Source organism: Nocardiopsis nanhaiensis, assembly GCF_054778635.1.
The window spans coordinates 14,093-28,090 of the sequence record NZ_BAAGZJ010000100.1; the positions used below are offsets into that span (position 1 = coordinate 14,093).

Genomic DNA, 13,998 nt, shown 5'->3' on the forward strand with positions numbered 1-13,998 from the left:
ACCCGCCCCCGACCCGCCAGCACCAGTCCTTGAGGAGGCACCCGCATGGCACACCGCGACCGAGCGGACGACCGGCGCGTCCTGGTCATCGGCCTGGGCCGGTTCGGCAGTTCGCTCGCCCTGGAACTGATCAGCCAAGGCTGGGAGGTCCTGGGCATCGACTCCAGCCCGCGCCTGGTGCAGACCTACGCTGACGTGCTCACCCACACCGTGGTCGCCGACGCCACCGACGAGGAGGCGCTCAGGCAGGTCGGCGCGGCCCAGTACGCCCGGGCCGTCGTGGCGATCGGCACCCACCTCGAGGAGAGCATCCTGGCGACCTCCCTCCTCGTGGACATGGGTGTGTCCACGATCTGGGCGAAGGCGACCAGCCGCCGGCACGGTCGGATCCTGGAGCAGGTCGGTGCCCACCACGTGGTGCTGCCGGAGCACGACATGGGCGAGCGGGTGGCGCACCTGCTGTCCGGCCGGATTCTGGACTACGTGGAGTTGGAGGCGGGCTTCGCCCTCGGCAAGACCCGCGCCCCCGAAGCGATGGTCGGCCGCACTCTGCGCGAGACAGGGGTCCGGCAGAAGTACGGGGTCACCGTGGTTTCGGTGAAACGGGTGGGGGCGTCCTTCACGTACGCCACCCAGGAGACGGTCCTGCACAAGGGCGACATCATCGTGGTGGTGGGGCGCACGGACGACGTGGAGCGGTTCGCGGAGAGCGACTGAGGGGAGTGGCCGAGGTGCGACAGGAGGAGGGCCGAAGGGCTGGAGGCACCCCGGCGGGAAGATCAGCCCACCTCAGGCAAAGCGGACAAATTGACAACCGTTTTCATTTTCCCGATGATGGTGTGCATGCGAACTGCCACCGTGCGAGCCGCCGCCCTCGGCGCCGCGACCATCATGATCGTCTCCGGGTGCGGAAGCGACGGAGGAGGTGAGGCAGACGGCAACGGGGTCTCCCCCGCCGAAGCCGACCTCACCCTCGTCACCGGGGTCTACCCCCTGGAATGGCTGGCCCAGGAGATCGGCGGGGACAGCGTCGCCGTGATCCAGCTGACCGAACCCGGCGCCGAGCCGCACGACCTCGAACTGACCGGCCGACAGATCGGCGAGGTCAGCGAGGCCGACCTCGCCTTCTACGTCGAAGGACTGCAGCCAGCGGTCGACGAGGCGGTCGGGCAGGAGGCCTCCGACAGCGCGCTCAACGTCGCCGACATCGTCGAGCTCCGCCCCGCGGACGGCGGCCACGGCCACGACGATGACCATGGCCACGAGGACAAGGACAAGGACGACGGCCACGACCACGGCGACTACGACCCCCACTTCTGGCTCGACGTCGAGCTCATGACGGAGACCGCCGAGACCCTCGCCGACGAGCTCGCCGAGATCAACCCCGACGGCGCCGACCTCTACCAGGAGGGGGCCGAACAGGTCACAGGTGAACTGGCGTCCATCGGCGGGGACTACGAGGACAGCCTGGCCTCCTGCGAGCACAACGAGGTGGTCGTCGGGCACACCGCCTTCAGCTACCTCACCGAGCACTACGGCCTGGAGCAGATCGGGGTCAGCGGGGTCGACCCCGAGACGGAGCCGTCTCCGGCCCAGATCGCGGAGATCACCGACATCGTCAGCGAGCGCGACATCACCACGATCTTCACCGAGCCGCTGATGCCCGCCGCCACAGCGGACACCATCGCGGCCGAGACCGGGGCCGAGGTGGACGTACTCGACCCGCTCGAGGGCGTCACCGACGATTCGCCCGGCGACGACTACCCGTCGATCATGCGCGGCAACCTCGACGCACTCACCACGGCGCTCGTCTGCGAGTAACCCCCGAACCACCCCCGGACTGCGCCCGAAGGTCGCCTTTCCGACCCGCGCACACGGCCCCGCCGACCCCGTCGGCGGGGCCGTTTCCGTACCACGGGCCAGGTGCCCGCAGGGCCTTCGAACAAGAACGATTTAAGGCCGTTCGAACCCCCTCTGAACAGGGACGATGAGAGGTCGGATGAGCCGGTGAGCGAGGCTCCGATTACATGGCGCTTACATACTTCCAAACCCCCAGACAAGTGGCCATCGTCACGCTATGCTCGTGAGAGTGACAGTGCCGATGCACGTGCAAGTGACAGTGCATCAGCACGCACGTCCCCTCAGTTGACGTCAAGGAGCTAGACGAATATGACCGTAAACAACGGCATCCGAGCGACCGATCTGACCGAAGCCGCCTGGCAGAAGGCCAAACGCAGCAACTCGCAGGGCGCCTGTGTCGAGATGGCCCGACTGAACGACGGCTCGATCGCCGTACGCAACTCGCGCTTCCCGACCGGACCCGCCCTGGTCTACACCCAGGAGGAGATCGACTGCCTCATCCTGGGCGCCAAGGACGGCGACTTCGACAACCTGCTCGGTTAGAGCGTCTTCACCGACCGGGCCTTGAGCGCCTGGCCCGCGCGTCGGCGCGGGAAACACGATCCGGGGCACCGTCCCGAAGCCCGCTCGGAGAACGCGCCCCTGGGGCGGCGCGTTCTCCGCGGCCTGGTACGCCTTATCCTGCTCTCTCCCAGGCCGCAGGGGCTAGGAAAAACAGGGGCTCCGTCCACCGCGGACGGAGCCCCCTCCTGTCCCCGGGGCCCGAAGACCCGGGGACCCGTAGGACTGGGGACGCGTAATACCGGGGACCCGCAGACCTGTGCCTGGCACCTGCGGTGTCCAGCTCCCCCAGCTCACCGGAAGGCAGCCGCGAAAGCCGACGGGCCCGCCGCGGCAGGCCCTGCGCGCCCCTTCCGGGGTTTCACTCCGTTCCGGTCCGCGGTTCCCCCTCCACCGGACCCCGTACTGCTACCCGTACTGCTGGTCGCCGCTACTCGTCATCGAGGTCCTTCAGCATGCCCTTGAGCATGGAGAGGGTCTCGTCGGGAGTGGCGGCCGAAACGCTGAGCCTGGTCATGGCCTTGGTGTAGGCCTCGACCACACCGGGACGGTCCACGATCTCCCCGTCGGTGAGCTGCTCCAGGTAGAGGATGTCGGAGAGCTCGAAGGCGGAGTAGCGCAGCAGTGTGAACGAACCGGCCTCCGCGGCATGGGCGCCCACCTCGAAGGGGACGATCTGGAGGGTGATGTTCTCGAAGGTCTCGCACAGGTGGATCAGGTGGCTCAGCTGGCCACGCATGATCTCCTTGCCCTTCTCTTTGCCCCCGATGGGACGGCGCACGGCGGCCTCGTCGAGGATGATCCACATCCGCTTGCCGTGTTCGAGGTTCTTCTGTCTCTGCAGTCTGGCCTTGATCCGCTGCTCGGTGACCAGGTCCGTCTCGACGCCTCCGGAGATGATCTCGCGCGCGTACTCCTCGGTCTGCAGCAGACCCGGGACGAACTGGGACTCGTAGATACGAATGTGGTCAGCCGCCTCCTCGAAGCCCACATAGCGGATGAACCACTTGTGCAGGGCGTCGCCGTACTCCTTCCACCAACCCGGTTTGTTGGATTCGGAGGCGAGATCCCTGAATTGCTTCAGCAGCTTGCGGTCGGTGACCCCGTACATCCTCAGGAGGTCCTCGATATCGCGGGTCTTGAATCCGACCCTGCCGAGTTCCATACGGCTGATCTTGGACGCCGACGCGCGAATCTTCTCCCCCGCGGCTTCACGCGTGATGCCGCAGCGCTCCCGGTGCTTGCGCAGCTGGTGCCCGAGGAGCATGCGACGCACGGTGGGGCCGCTCCCCTGCCGCAATTGAGCGATATCCACGTTCGCCGCCTCTCTGTCATTCTCCGAACAAGGGTATCGGGTCGCCCGGCCCCCTTTGCCGCGCGGTCAGGACACTACACCTACACGGTATAGCCAGTGCCTCGTTCCGCTCACGGAGTGACCTCATGCACCCCTCCGGCCCTCCCAGGGGCGGATCACGCACCAGCGACCCCGCTGGTGACCGGCGAAGCGCCCGACAACGGACCCCCTGTCATCGAGTCACACGAATTGCGCCCAAACGAACTTTCCACCGGTCGGAGTGGGAATCACACCCCACTCTCGCGCGAAAGCACTCACCAGGGCAAGCCCTCTGCCACCCTCCATGGTCGGATCGGCTTCCGTTCTGCGCGGCAAGTGATCTCCCCCATCGCGAACGGCACAGATGAATTCACCGCCGCTGCGCATGAGCGAGAGCTGAATACCCGACTCGCTCTGCCTGGTCAAGGCCAGTGGGCCGCCATGCCGGACCGCATTGGTGACCAATTCGGAAACAACCACCACGACATCATCCGACAAGTACTCCATCCGCCATTCAAGGAGCAGAGCAGCCGAAATCTCGCGAGCGGCACCCACAGCCCGGGGACGGGGCTCGAAGGTCCACGTGACCGCGTCGTGCCGGTCTCCGCAGACAGGGGTGTTCCAACGGCGCGACCCGTGCGTCAGGACTCTGAGCCACCAAGCACCGGTCGGCTCTGCCACCGCCTCCGCACACTCCATGCCCTTCAACTCCTCACTGACGCGCCGTGTACCGGGCCGAAGGCAGATAGGGGAAGGCTCGTGCTGCTGCACGGCCCGAATGCACGTGCATCTCGGTCTTGCAGGCAATCGTAGGCCACGCCCCGCCAAACTGCAGGCAAACGGTGACACAGGACCGAAACCTTTGCGCCCGCGCAGGTGAGCGGGGATGGAAAAGCACGGAATCGGCGCAGCCCCACACCTGTACCGAGTACGGCGAAGCACCCCCGGCCACGTACCGACCGGTATGCATGCCGATAGTATTCGCTCGCGCCCACCTCGTGAATTGATGGAGGTAACACCATGTCCCCAACGCCTCGTGTGGCGATCGTGACCGGCGCGGCCCGCGGCATCGGCGCCGCGACGGCCGAGCGGCTGGCCCGTGAGGGTCGCGCCGTCGCCGTCGTGGACCTGAAGGAGTCCGACGCCCAAGAGGTCGTGGACCGCATCACGGCCGACGGTGGCAAGGCCATCGCGGTGGGCTGCGACGTCTCCGACGCCGACCAGGTGACCGCCGCCGTCGACACCGTCGCCGAGCGGCTCGGCCCGCCCGCCATCCTCGTCAACAACGCGGGGGTGCTCCGCGACAACCTCCTGTTCAAGATGTCCCCGGACGACTGGGACACCGTCATGAACGTCCACATGCGGGGTTCGTTCCTGATGAGCAAGGCGGCCCAGGCCCACATGACCCCCAACAAGTGGGGCCGGATCGTGAACCTGTCCAGCTCTTCCGCGCTGGGCAACCGCGGCCAGGCCAACTACTCGGCGGCCAAGGCCGGTCTGCAGGGCTTCACCAAGACGCTCGCGATCGAGCTGGGCAAGTTCGGCGTCACCTGCAACGCGATCGCCCCCGGTTTCATCGAGACCGCCATGACCCGCGCGACCGCCGAGCGGATCGGCATCGACTACGAGGACATGAAGGCCTTCAAGGCTGGCGAGATCCCGGTACAGCGCGCCGGCTACCCGGAGGACATCGCGAACGCCGTCGCGTTCTTCACCGGTGAGGACGCCGGCTTCGTGTCCGGCCAGGTCCTGTACGTCGCCGGCGGTCCGCTGGACTAGGGTCGCCACACCCCGTCCGTCCCGTCCGGAACCCCAGCAGTTCCGGGCGGGACACGCGAATCAAGCCGCGTGCGGTTCGAACCAGACCGAGTTCAGGTCGTGGCCCGCTCTCAGCCTGACGTCGGCGTTCAAAGCGGCGGCCAGGAGGCGGAGCAGGGCCACGGTCGGCTCGGTTCCGCCTTCCTCGATGCACTCGATGTCGTCCGGCTGCATGCCAGCTCGCGAGGACAGCTCCTCTACGGACAGCCCGAGTTCCCGGCGGCGGTCGTAGAGGGCTTTGCCGAACGCCAGGGACTCCCGGATCGCGATCCGCTCCGGGTCATCGTTCGGGGGCTCCGGCCGCACCCAGCGCGTGTGGTAGCCAGCCATCATCGCTGCCTTTCGTAGGTCTCGACCACCGGACCGTGATGCAGTTCCGCGCACACCTTCTGCGCCCGAACCGCACGGTCGATCTGCCGTTGATCATGCTGCTTCGTCTTACGGAAGACCGTGAGAAGCACGATCCTCCGGTCGGAAGTACACCAATACGTTACTCGGACCGCGACATCTCTCAACCTGAGGCGCAGTTCCCACACGGGACCGTCCAGGTGGTCAGACCATGGCCCTCCCAGCCGGGGGCCCTTCTCCGCCAAGAGTCCAGCAACCTCGTCCACCCGCTTGAAATCAGTCTCGCTGAGACTGTCGGGCCAGTCACGGACCTCTGGCTCTGTCTCGAAGTCGTACAACCAGCGCACTCGGGATCCCTCTCAGTCTGAGCGCGGCAACCCTAGCCGTGTACAAACCGAGTCGGTGGCTGATTCGTCGATTCGGTCAGGGGACGAACCTGCAGGAACGAGACTTGGTGCGCCGGAATGTCGGTGGGTATGCGTAGGGTCGTGCCCCGACACGATGAGGAGCCGTTCATGGCGCTGCGCTGGTACACCACCGTGATTGAGGCCCGTGACCACCGCACTCTGGGTGCCTGGTGGGCCCGGGCCATCGGATGGGACATTCGCTTCGACACCGAGGAAGAGGTCGTGCTGGTTCCGCCGTGGGCCGGGGAGCTCGGCCCGAAGCTGCCCTTCCACCAGGTGCCGCCGGAGCTGGTGTTCGTACCGGTCGAGCACGACAAGGGCACCAAGAACCGGCTGCACCTGGACTTCGCTCCGCACGTGGACGACGACCGGGACGCCGAGATCGAGCGGCTGCTCGCCATGGGCGCCACCCGGGTGGACGTGGGCCAGACCGGCGAGCACCCCTGGGACGTGCTGGCCGACCCCGACGGCAACGAGTTCTGCGTCCTGTCCTCCCGCGAGGAGTGACCCGACTGCGAACCACGCCTTCCGGGCTCACCGCATATCGACTATTCAGCAGGTAGGGGCTCCGTGAAATGCAGGTCGACGGTGACCACCCCGCCCTCCAGGAGGACGGTCTCCGCGCCGGTGCCCACATCGCCCTTTGCCCCTTGGATCTCCCAGGTCCCCGGAGGCAGAGGTATCCGATAACTGCCGTCCTCAGATGTCCCGACACCGAGCTCTGACGCCGGGACAGGAGGATCATCCCTCGACTTCCAGCTCAGGTGCACCCCCTCGACCGGGTCTCCTGTCCTGTCGTGGACGGTGCCCGTCACAGCCAGCATGCCGGAGTCTGTGGACCCACGGTCCGCGTCGTCCACGTTGTCGACCACGCTCCACGGGAAAGCACAGGAGGCGGAAAGGAGAACCGTCAGAAGCGCGGCGCTCGCGGGAGAAGCCCTGCGGGCCATCATCTGTGTCACCGGGTTCTACCTGCTCCGTGCGGGCAGGGGGATAGCTGGTGGAGGCGCAACCCCTCAGCGGACGGAGACCGTGCTGTCATCGTGTTCGCCGGAGTCCTCGATGGCTTCGGTGACCTCGGCGACCAGCTCTTCCAGGAGCGCGACCCCGCCGGAGTAGTCGGGGTTGTGGTCGGAGAAGACCGCCACCAGGTACTCCCGGTCGTGGCCGCTGACGTAGCCGACGCTGTTGACCGTCCACAGGCCGCCGTTGTTGTCGCGCGGGGTCCAGCCGTTCTTGAGGCCGACGGTGTCCTCCGGCTCGGCCGCGGCGGACACCCCCCAGGCCTGCTCGGGGGCGACGGACTCCATGAGCTCGCGGACGTAGGCGCGGTCGTCGTCGGACAGCGGTCCCTCGCCGGTGTACAGGGCCCGCAGCAGGCGGATCTGGTCGGCGGGGGTGGTCATCGTGGAGCCCCACACACCGGTCGGGTTGGGTTCGGTACGGGTGAACCCCAGGTTCTCAGCGTGCCGGAGGAAGCCCTCGTTGAAACCCATCCGCCCGTAGAGGCCGTCGGTGACGTCGTTGTCGCTGAACCGGATCATCTGCTCTGCCTGGGCGCGCTCACCGGAGGTGAGTTCGCGGTCCTCCTCGTCGGCGCGCATGAGGAGCATGGTGAGAACGGTCAGCTTGGCCACGCTCGCGGTGGGGAAGCGCTGCTCCGCCTTGTGGCTGAAGGTGGTCCCGGTACGCAGGTCCTGGACCGCGATGCCGAATTCCACTCCGGGCGCGGCTTCCAGGGCCTCGATCCGCTCGCTGAGGGCGGCGCGCTCTTCGGGCGGCAGGGCGGTACCGCCCTGGGCGGGGGACGTGACCGGAGCGAAGGGGATCAGGGGCAGATGGGTGTGGGAGGTCAGCTGGTCGAGGAAGTCCGTGTCAGGGGGCAGGGACGCGACGGTCGCCGAGGTCGCCCCGGGGAGGGCGGAGGCCATGAACAACGCGATGAGGCTCGCCATCGCGAGCGACCAGACTCGTCGGTCGGCGGAGAGACGCCGGGTCACGCGATCACCGGTTCGTTGGCACCGTGGGGGATGTGGGCTGTGCCGGATATTATCCCCGCGGGGGCCGGAAAAGCATCCTCTCGATATGAAATCGGTACCGAGTTCCGATTTGTGGCTTACGGCGGTGCTTCAGGGGACCCAGGGAACGAGCGGAACGTTCGTGACGACCGGTTCGGGCCGCACATCCTGGTCACAGCGACCCTTCAACGCCACGTCAGTCCGCGCCGGTCCGGCTGTCCTCGTCGATCCCCCGGGCCACCAGGGCCTCACCGGTGGCATCGGCCATCCGGAGCAGGTGCACGATCACCGGCACCACGAGCAGGTGGGGGCGGCCGGACAGGCCTCGGGCGCGGTAGCCCTCGCGGGCGGCGCGCCAGGCGGTGGCGACCATCGGGATCGAGCGGATGGTCAGCGCGAGGACCAGGGCGACCCGGTCGGGGTTGACGCCCATGTGGCGCAACGGCCGGGCCAGGCGCTCGAAGAGGCCGAGCATCTCCCGCACGCGCGTCGTGAGGGTCACCGCGTTGGCGAACAGGACGAGCGCGGCGAGCTGCGCGCAGAGGCGCACGCCCTCCTCCCAAGCACCCATGAACAGGGTCTGGAACACCCCGATGGCCAGGAGGAAGGGCCACAGGACACGCAGGACTCCCAGGGCTCGGCGCGGGTGCAGACCGACGGCCGGGTACAGGAGCAGGGCCGTCACAAGGGTCCCGAGAGCCACCCGGAGGTCGGCCGCGATCAGCAGCGCCGCACCGATGACCAGCAGTGCCAGGAGTTTGGGGCCGGCGGAGACCCGGTGCAGCGTGCCGGTGCCGGGGACGTACAGCCCGATCACGCTCACCGGTGGGCCCCTCCCCCTGAGTCTTCGGGACCCGGCGATTCGGGACCCGGCGATTCGGGACCCGGTGCCTCGGGCCCGCTGGGCCCAGCAGGTCCCTCGGACTCCTCGGCGTCCAGAAGCTTGGTGTAGAAGGACACGGCGTCGGCCGGGTCCCCGTCGAAGGCCACCCGGCCGTCGCTCATGACGAGCACCCGGTCGAAGTCGGCGAGCAGGTCAAGGTCATGGGTGAAGAGCACGACCTGCTGCTCGAGCCCGGCGAGGGTGCGGTGGACCATGCGGGTGTTGCGCAGGTCGAGCAGCGTGGTGGGCTCGTCGCAGACGAGGATCCCGGGTTCGGTGACCAGCACGGAGGCCAGCGCGAGGAGCTGCTTCTGGCCCCCGGAGAGCAGGTGGCCGGGATGGTCGCGGTGTTCGGCGAGGCCGTACCGCTCCAGGCAGGCGTCGACCCGGCGGGCGGTCTCGGCGCGGCCCAGGCGCAGGGAGCGCAGACCGATCTCCACGTCTTCGGCGACCGTGGGCATGATGATCTGGTTGGCGGCGTCGGAGAAGACGAAGCCGACGCGGCGCCGGATGTGTTTGGCGTGCCGCCGGGTGTCCCACTCCCCCAGCGACACCCGGCCCCCGTCCGGCAGGACGAGTCCGTTGAGGGTGCGGGCCAGCGTGGACTTGCCCGATCCGTTGGCGCCGATCACGCCGATCCGGTGTTCGGTGAGGTCCAGGCTGATGTCGCGCAGGACCGCGCGACCTTCGTAGGAGTGGGAGACACCCTCGAGGCGGAGCATCAGGAAGTGTTCTCCTCCGGGTCGGCGGCCCGGTTGGCGCTGGCGGCGTCCGCGCTCTCGTCGGCGACGGGTCGGCCCGCGGGCGGGATCGGGTAGGCGCGGAAGACGGCGCTGGCGATGGCCGCGGTCAGGACGGCCTTGAGGATGTCGCCGGGCAGGAAGACCGCCATGGACAGCCCCGCTGCGAGGACCCCGTCGCCGAGGACGACGCCCATCCACGGGACGCCGATGGCGTAGATGACGATGATGCCGCCGAGGGCGTTGATGACCAGGCCCTGCCAGAAGCTGTACTTGCCCTTGCGGACCATGAGGTCGGTGAGCAGGCCGATGACCAGGGCGGCGAAGACCCAGCTGACGACGAATCCAGCAGACGGCCCGGCGAGGACGGCGAGACCGCCGCGGCCGCCCGCGAAGAGGGGCAGCCCGGCGAAGCCGAGGGCGAGGAAGGTGGCCACGGCGAGGCTGCCGCGCTTCCAGCCGAGGAGGCTGGGGGCGAGCATGATGCCCAGGGTCTGGAGGGTGACCGGAACCGGGGAGAACGGGATGGGGATCGCGACGGTGACGCTGAGCGCCGCGATGAGCGCGGCGAACACGGCGACGAGTGCGAGGTCGCGCGCGGTCAGGCCCCGGTAGCGGACGTGGGCCGTCACTGTGGTGGGCATGCGTGGTTCCCCTCGGGGAGGTAGTGGGAGCGGATCACCGTCCATTGTCCGTTATGCGGGGCGGCGGTGGAGGAGGCGGGGCACACAGAAGTGCGTGCCCCGGTGTTGTAGAGGCTCGACTGAGATGCAGGTCACAGAGGCACACCCCGCTCACCTGCCTGAGCGGAGGTCCTCGAAGTCGAAACCGAAGGCCGCGGTGAGCGCCCCCGCGACCACGTCGGGCAGCTCGTCGCGCCCCTCGTCCTCGACCCAGCGCACCAGCGCGGTGTGCATGGCGGCCAGACAGGCGCTGACCGCTGCTTGTGCTTGGAAGACCGCGTCGCTGGCCGCTTCGGAACCGGCCACTTCGGGGTCCGTCCCGTCGAAGTCCATCACGCTGAGTCCGCCCGCTCGAGGCCCGAGGGCGTCGACGATCGCCCGCTGCAGCGCGTCCTGACGGTCCAGGTGCCTGGCCCGCAGGGCGGGGGTCGTGACCACGAGCCGGTGCCGCGTGAGCTGGAAGCGCTCGTTCGCGGCCGGTTCCCCTTCCGGGCCAGCACCGGTCAACGCCTCCGCCGAGCGGATGAGCCCGATGCCGACGCGGCGCACCAGCGGCTGCGCGGGGGATATGGCCGCGATCTGCTCGGCGGCGAGCGGACCGAACCGGTCGGCGAGAACGAGGTCCTCCTTCTCGGGGAAGTGCCGGTCCACGGTCTCGGCTGAGACCCCCGCCGCCTCGGCGACGTCCGCCACGGACGTGGCGTCGTACCCGCGCTCGCCGAACAAGCGCACCGCGTGCTCCTGGATCGTGCGCTGTGCCTCGCGCCGCTGCTGTTCCTGAGGGGTGGGCCGCCGATCGCTCATGTGGTGGACGCTAGCACCTTGGTGGTGGCGACTCGCGCGAATCTCACGAGGCGGTTGGCACGGGCGACCTGAACGGCGGGAGGGCTCCTGTGGACGGAGCACCACGCGCGCCAGTCCTCTCACCCGGGACCGCAGCTCACCCCGTTCCGATACGCGCGCCCTTGTTCAAGCTCGCCGAGTCTGCGGCGGCCCGCCCGGCGAACCATCCCCGCCAGTTGAACGTCCGGCGGACCCGGGTCGTCTCCATCCCGGGGAAGGCCTCAGCCATGGCCTCCTCCACCCTGCGCTCACGGGAGGCCAGGACGGGCAGCAGGTCGGTGCCCTCGCGGGCGTACTCGTCCACCGCCCTGCGCTCCTCCGAACCCGCCGACTCGGCGAGCCGTTCTCCGATGCGCTCGGTGAAGGAGGTCAGGAAGGACGTGCGGAACGAACGGGTCCTGGACCGCCCCCGGGAGTCGCGGGAGGGGCCGGACCGCCGCATCGCGGTAGTGGCCTGCACCAGCAGGGACGTGAACATCATCTCCACCATGTCCACCTCGTGGGAGAAGCCCATCACCGTGCACATACCCAGGTTCTTGTGCCAGATCGACCGGCAGTGGTTGGCGTGCGCGACGACGTTCAGCAGCGTCGCCTTGAGCTGCTCGTAGGGAGCGTCGACGGGCAGGCGGCGTCCGCCCACATCCGAAACGGTTCCCTCCTGTGCCTCCAGCGCGGCGTAGTCGATGCTGTGCCGGGCCATCATCTGCTGGGCGCGTTCGGAGAGCGCATCGGCCTCCTCCTGGAACTCCGTGGCCTCCGCTTTGGCCAGCAGCGCCCGGACCCGGGCGAGCTTGCCCGGATCCGCCTGGTTGCGGGCCTGTTCCGGCGTGGGGCGGGCCGTTCCCGGTAGCGGCAAGAGGACCTGGAGTTCGGATAGCTCCGACAGGAACACCAGAAGCACCAAGGCCAACTCGATGTAGGCCTGACGGCTGATGCCGTGGCGCTCGGCGAACAACCGCGCGTGGTCGATGTCGGTATCCCACCACTGCCCGCCGAGCCCGCGGACCTGTGCGGCCCACTCGGGGGCCACGCGCGCCTCGGCGTATTGGCGGTTCTCGGCCACCACCATGTCGGTGACCAGATTCGCTGTCTGAGCCGTGTTCTCCTGGCGCACCGCGCGCACGAGTTCGGCGGGCTGCCAGCCGCGGGGCCACACCGTGCCGACCGCTTCGACGAGTGCAACGAACAGGGTCTTGTCCACCGTCTGCCGCCACTGGGGCCCTGAGTCCTGCGCCAACAGCTCGGCGGCCTCGTCCAGGGGCGGTGACGGGGGGCAACTGCCACAGTCACAAGGGTCCACGGCCACACCGATCACGGCCAGCACCATGTCCCGCTCGGAGACCCCGTCGAACAGCTGCTCGTCCTGCGTGGCGGCGCGGCGCCGCCGTTGCTGCTCGCGCGCCTTCTTCTGCTTGGCCCGGCGGCGTTCACGGTTGCTCTTGCCCACGTACGGGATTCCTTCCTCGGTGAGGCCGTCAGTTCGAGCATCCCACCAATGTGATCTCAGCAAGTACTGTTCCGGAGACCCCGGAGCGGAGGGATCAGGGATTCGGGGATATAGGGGATTAGGGGATGTTGTTGCTTCGGTCGGTTGGACAGACATCTGTGGCCCGGAGGGCCGCATGGGAGACCCCAGGGTCCGCTAAGCAGGCCCAAGGTCCGCATGGGTTTGGGGTTAGCTGCTGGTGCGGGTGGTTCTCCCCCGTTTCCTGCCGCTTGATGGTGGCCGTCTCCGCTTCGCGCGTCAAGGTCGTCGCCGTCGACGCTTCGCGCGTCAGTGGCGCTCCACCTGACCCGCTTCGCTGCGACGGCGGGTTGGCGGCTATCAGGAAACGGGGGACGTGTGGTCGGGGAGGCGACGGGCCCGGCGGGCCCAACGGCACAAGCACGGCCTGGCGGCCGTCAGCGGCCACTCCGCTGGCGCTTTGACGCCTGGCGGTGTCGCGGCTGGTCCTGGTGTGCGGCGAACGGCCACGGCCTTCGGCCTGAGGGCCGGTGCCTGCCCCTGCGCCGGAGCTTCGACGGGTGGGGTGTCGCGGCTGGTCATGGTGTGCGGCGAACCCCGGCCGGTCTGGGTGCCGGTGTCTGGGGCCGGTCGGTGCCTGGGGGTGGGTGAGCCCCCCCCTGTTGGAGGCAAAAACAGGGGTGAGAGTGACTCCAGGACCAGGGCTCACACCCACCCCCGGGTGTGGGCGACTCGGGACCGGCACCCCGAGGGCAGGGCGGGGCCAAGGGTTGATTCGGGTTCTGGCCACGTGGGGGTAGAGACCCGGCGCAAGCGCGGTGATTGGGGGGCGGGGCGGGGGTGGATGGTTACGGGTGCCGGTGTGGGGCTGGGTCCCCATCCCCACCCGTATCCGTGTCCCCACCCCGGCCACGGCCTCGGTTGCGGCCCGACCACATCCGGCGGTCGGTGCGCACCGCCCACCGGTGCTTGATCTGGTTATGGGTCGCACACAACGGCTGGATGTTAGCGGCACTGGTGGTGCCGCCCTGCCAGAACT

Annotated in this window: 16 protein-coding genes; 5 read left to right on the forward strand and 11 right to left on the reverse strand. The window is 68.6% G+C overall.

Features of this window, described 5'->3' with window-relative positions:
- Window positions 1-45: 45 nt before the first annotated feature.
- The 3 genes from ACYVD1_RS30665 (at window position 46) to ACYVD1_RS30675 (ending at window position 2,403) form a co-directional block, all read left to right on the forward strand.
- Complete coding sequence (locus tag ACYVD1_RS30665; RefSeq protein WP_460777979.1) at window positions 46-717, forward strand: potassium channel family protein; 672 nt, start codon at window positions 46-48, stop codon at window positions 715-717.
- A gap of 126 nt (window positions 718-843) precedes the next feature.
- A complete protein-coding gene (locus tag ACYVD1_RS30670; protein ID WP_460777980.1) occupies window positions 844-1,821 on the forward strand; it encodes a metal ABC transporter substrate-binding protein in 978 nt (325 codons plus the stop codon).
- 348 nt (window positions 1,822-2,169) lie between these two features.
- Complete coding sequence (locus ACYVD1_RS30675; RefSeq protein WP_460750406.1) at window positions 2,170-2,403, forward strand: DUF397 domain-containing protein; 234 nt, start codon at window positions 2,170-2,172, stop codon at window positions 2,401-2,403.
- Window positions 2,404-2,851: 448 nt separating this feature from the next.
- Here the strand turns inward: ACYVD1_RS30675 and ACYVD1_RS30680 are convergent, their stop codons facing one another.
- Both ACYVD1_RS30680 and ACYVD1_RS30685 read right to left on the reverse strand, forming a co-directional pair.
- Window positions 2,852-3,688, reverse strand: coding sequence for a helix-turn-helix domain-containing protein (locus tag ACYVD1_RS30680; RefSeq protein WP_460750403.1), 837 nt, complete (start codon window positions 3,686-3,688; stop codon window positions 2,852-2,854).
- 267 nt (window positions 3,689-3,955) lie between these two features.
- A complete protein-coding gene (locus tag ACYVD1_RS30685) occupies window positions 3,956-4,453 on the reverse strand; it encodes an ATP-binding protein (protein WP_460777981.1) in 498 nt (165 codons plus the stop codon).
- Between the two features lie 321 nt (window positions 4,454-4,774).
- Between ACYVD1_RS30685 and fabG the strand changes: the two genes are divergently transcribed.
- Window positions 4,775-5,533, forward strand: coding sequence for a 3-oxoacyl-ACP reductase FabG (gene fabG / locus ACYVD1_RS30690; RefSeq protein WP_460750396.1), 759 nt, complete (start codon window positions 4,775-4,777; stop codon window positions 5,531-5,533).
- 60 nt (window positions 5,534-5,593) lie between these two features.
- Here the strand turns inward: fabG and ACYVD1_RS30695 are convergent, their stop codons facing one another.
- Together ACYVD1_RS30695 and ACYVD1_RS30700 are read right to left on the reverse strand one after the other, a co-directional pair.
- The gene (locus ACYVD1_RS30695) at window positions 5,594-5,902 is read right to left on the reverse strand and encodes a helix-turn-helix domain-containing protein (RefSeq protein ID WP_460777982.1); all 309 of its coding nucleotides are present in this window, start codon (window positions 5,900-5,902) and stop codon (window positions 5,594-5,596) included.
- Window positions 5,902-6,267 carry a type II toxin-antitoxin system RelE/ParE family toxin gene (locus tag ACYVD1_RS30700; protein ID WP_460777983.1) on the reverse strand — a complete coding sequence of 122 codons (366 nt, stop codon included), beginning with the start codon at window positions 6,265-6,267 and terminating at the stop codon, window positions 5,902-5,904. Before ACYVD1_RS30700 ends, ACYVD1_RS30695 begins: the two co-directional genes overlap by 1 nt.
- Before the next feature lie 141 nt (window positions 6,268-6,408).
- Here ACYVD1_RS30700 and ACYVD1_RS30705 point away from each other — a divergent pair, with 141 nt between their 5' ends.
- Complete coding sequence (locus ACYVD1_RS30705; RefSeq protein WP_460777985.1) at window positions 6,409-6,834, forward strand: VOC family protein; 426 nt, start codon at window positions 6,409-6,411, stop codon at window positions 6,832-6,834.
- 41 nt (window positions 6,835-6,875) lie between these two features.
- On the opposite strand, the gene ACYVD1_RS30710 is transcribed toward ACYVD1_RS30705, so the two are convergent.
- The 7 genes from ACYVD1_RS30710 to ACYVD1_RS30740 all read right to left on the reverse strand — a co-directional run bounded on the left by ACYVD1_RS30710 (window position 6,876) and on the right by ACYVD1_RS30740 (window position 12,941).
- Window positions 6,876-7,199: a carboxypeptidase-like regulatory domain-containing protein gene (locus ACYVD1_RS30710; protein ID WP_460777986.1), complete on the reverse strand. Its 324-nt coding sequence runs from the start codon at window positions 7,197-7,199 to the stop codon at window positions 6,876-6,878.
- A gap of 144 nt (window positions 7,200-7,343) precedes the next feature.
- Window positions 7,344-8,327 (reverse strand): serine hydrolase, encoded by a 984-nt coding sequence (locus ACYVD1_RS30715; RefSeq protein WP_460777988.1) that lies wholly within the window; start codon window positions 8,325-8,327, stop codon window positions 7,344-7,346.
- 214 nt (window positions 8,328-8,541) lie between these two features.
- Window positions 8,542-9,168 (reverse strand): energy-coupling factor transporter transmembrane component T family protein, encoded by a 627-nt coding sequence (locus ACYVD1_RS30720; RefSeq protein ID WP_460777990.1) that lies wholly within the window; start codon window positions 9,166-9,168, stop codon window positions 8,542-8,544.
- Window positions 9,165-9,950 carry an energy-coupling factor ABC transporter ATP-binding protein gene (locus tag ACYVD1_RS30725; protein WP_460777992.1) on the reverse strand — a complete coding sequence of 262 codons (786 nt, stop codon included), beginning with the start codon at window positions 9,948-9,950 and terminating at the stop codon, window positions 9,165-9,167. The genes ACYVD1_RS30720 and ACYVD1_RS30725 overlap by 4 nt, the downstream gene beginning before the upstream one ends.
- Complete coding sequence (locus ACYVD1_RS30730; protein WP_460777994.1) at window positions 9,950-10,612, reverse strand: biotin transporter BioY; 663 nt, start codon at window positions 10,610-10,612, stop codon at window positions 9,950-9,952. Before ACYVD1_RS30730 ends, ACYVD1_RS30725 begins: the two co-directional genes overlap by 1 nt.
- Window positions 10,613-10,762: 150 nt before the next feature.
- Window positions 10,763-11,455: a TetR/AcrR family transcriptional regulator gene (locus tag ACYVD1_RS30735; RefSeq protein WP_460777996.1), complete on the reverse strand. Its 693-nt coding sequence runs from the start codon at window positions 11,453-11,455 to the stop codon at window positions 10,763-10,765.
- A 136-nt stretch (window positions 11,456-11,591) separates the two neighbouring features.
- Window positions 11,592-12,941: a DUF2786 domain-containing protein gene (locus tag ACYVD1_RS30740; RefSeq protein WP_460777998.1), complete on the reverse strand. Its 1,350-nt coding sequence runs from the start codon at window positions 12,939-12,941 to the stop codon at window positions 11,592-11,594.
- Window positions 12,942-13,998: the final 1,057 nt, after the last annotated feature.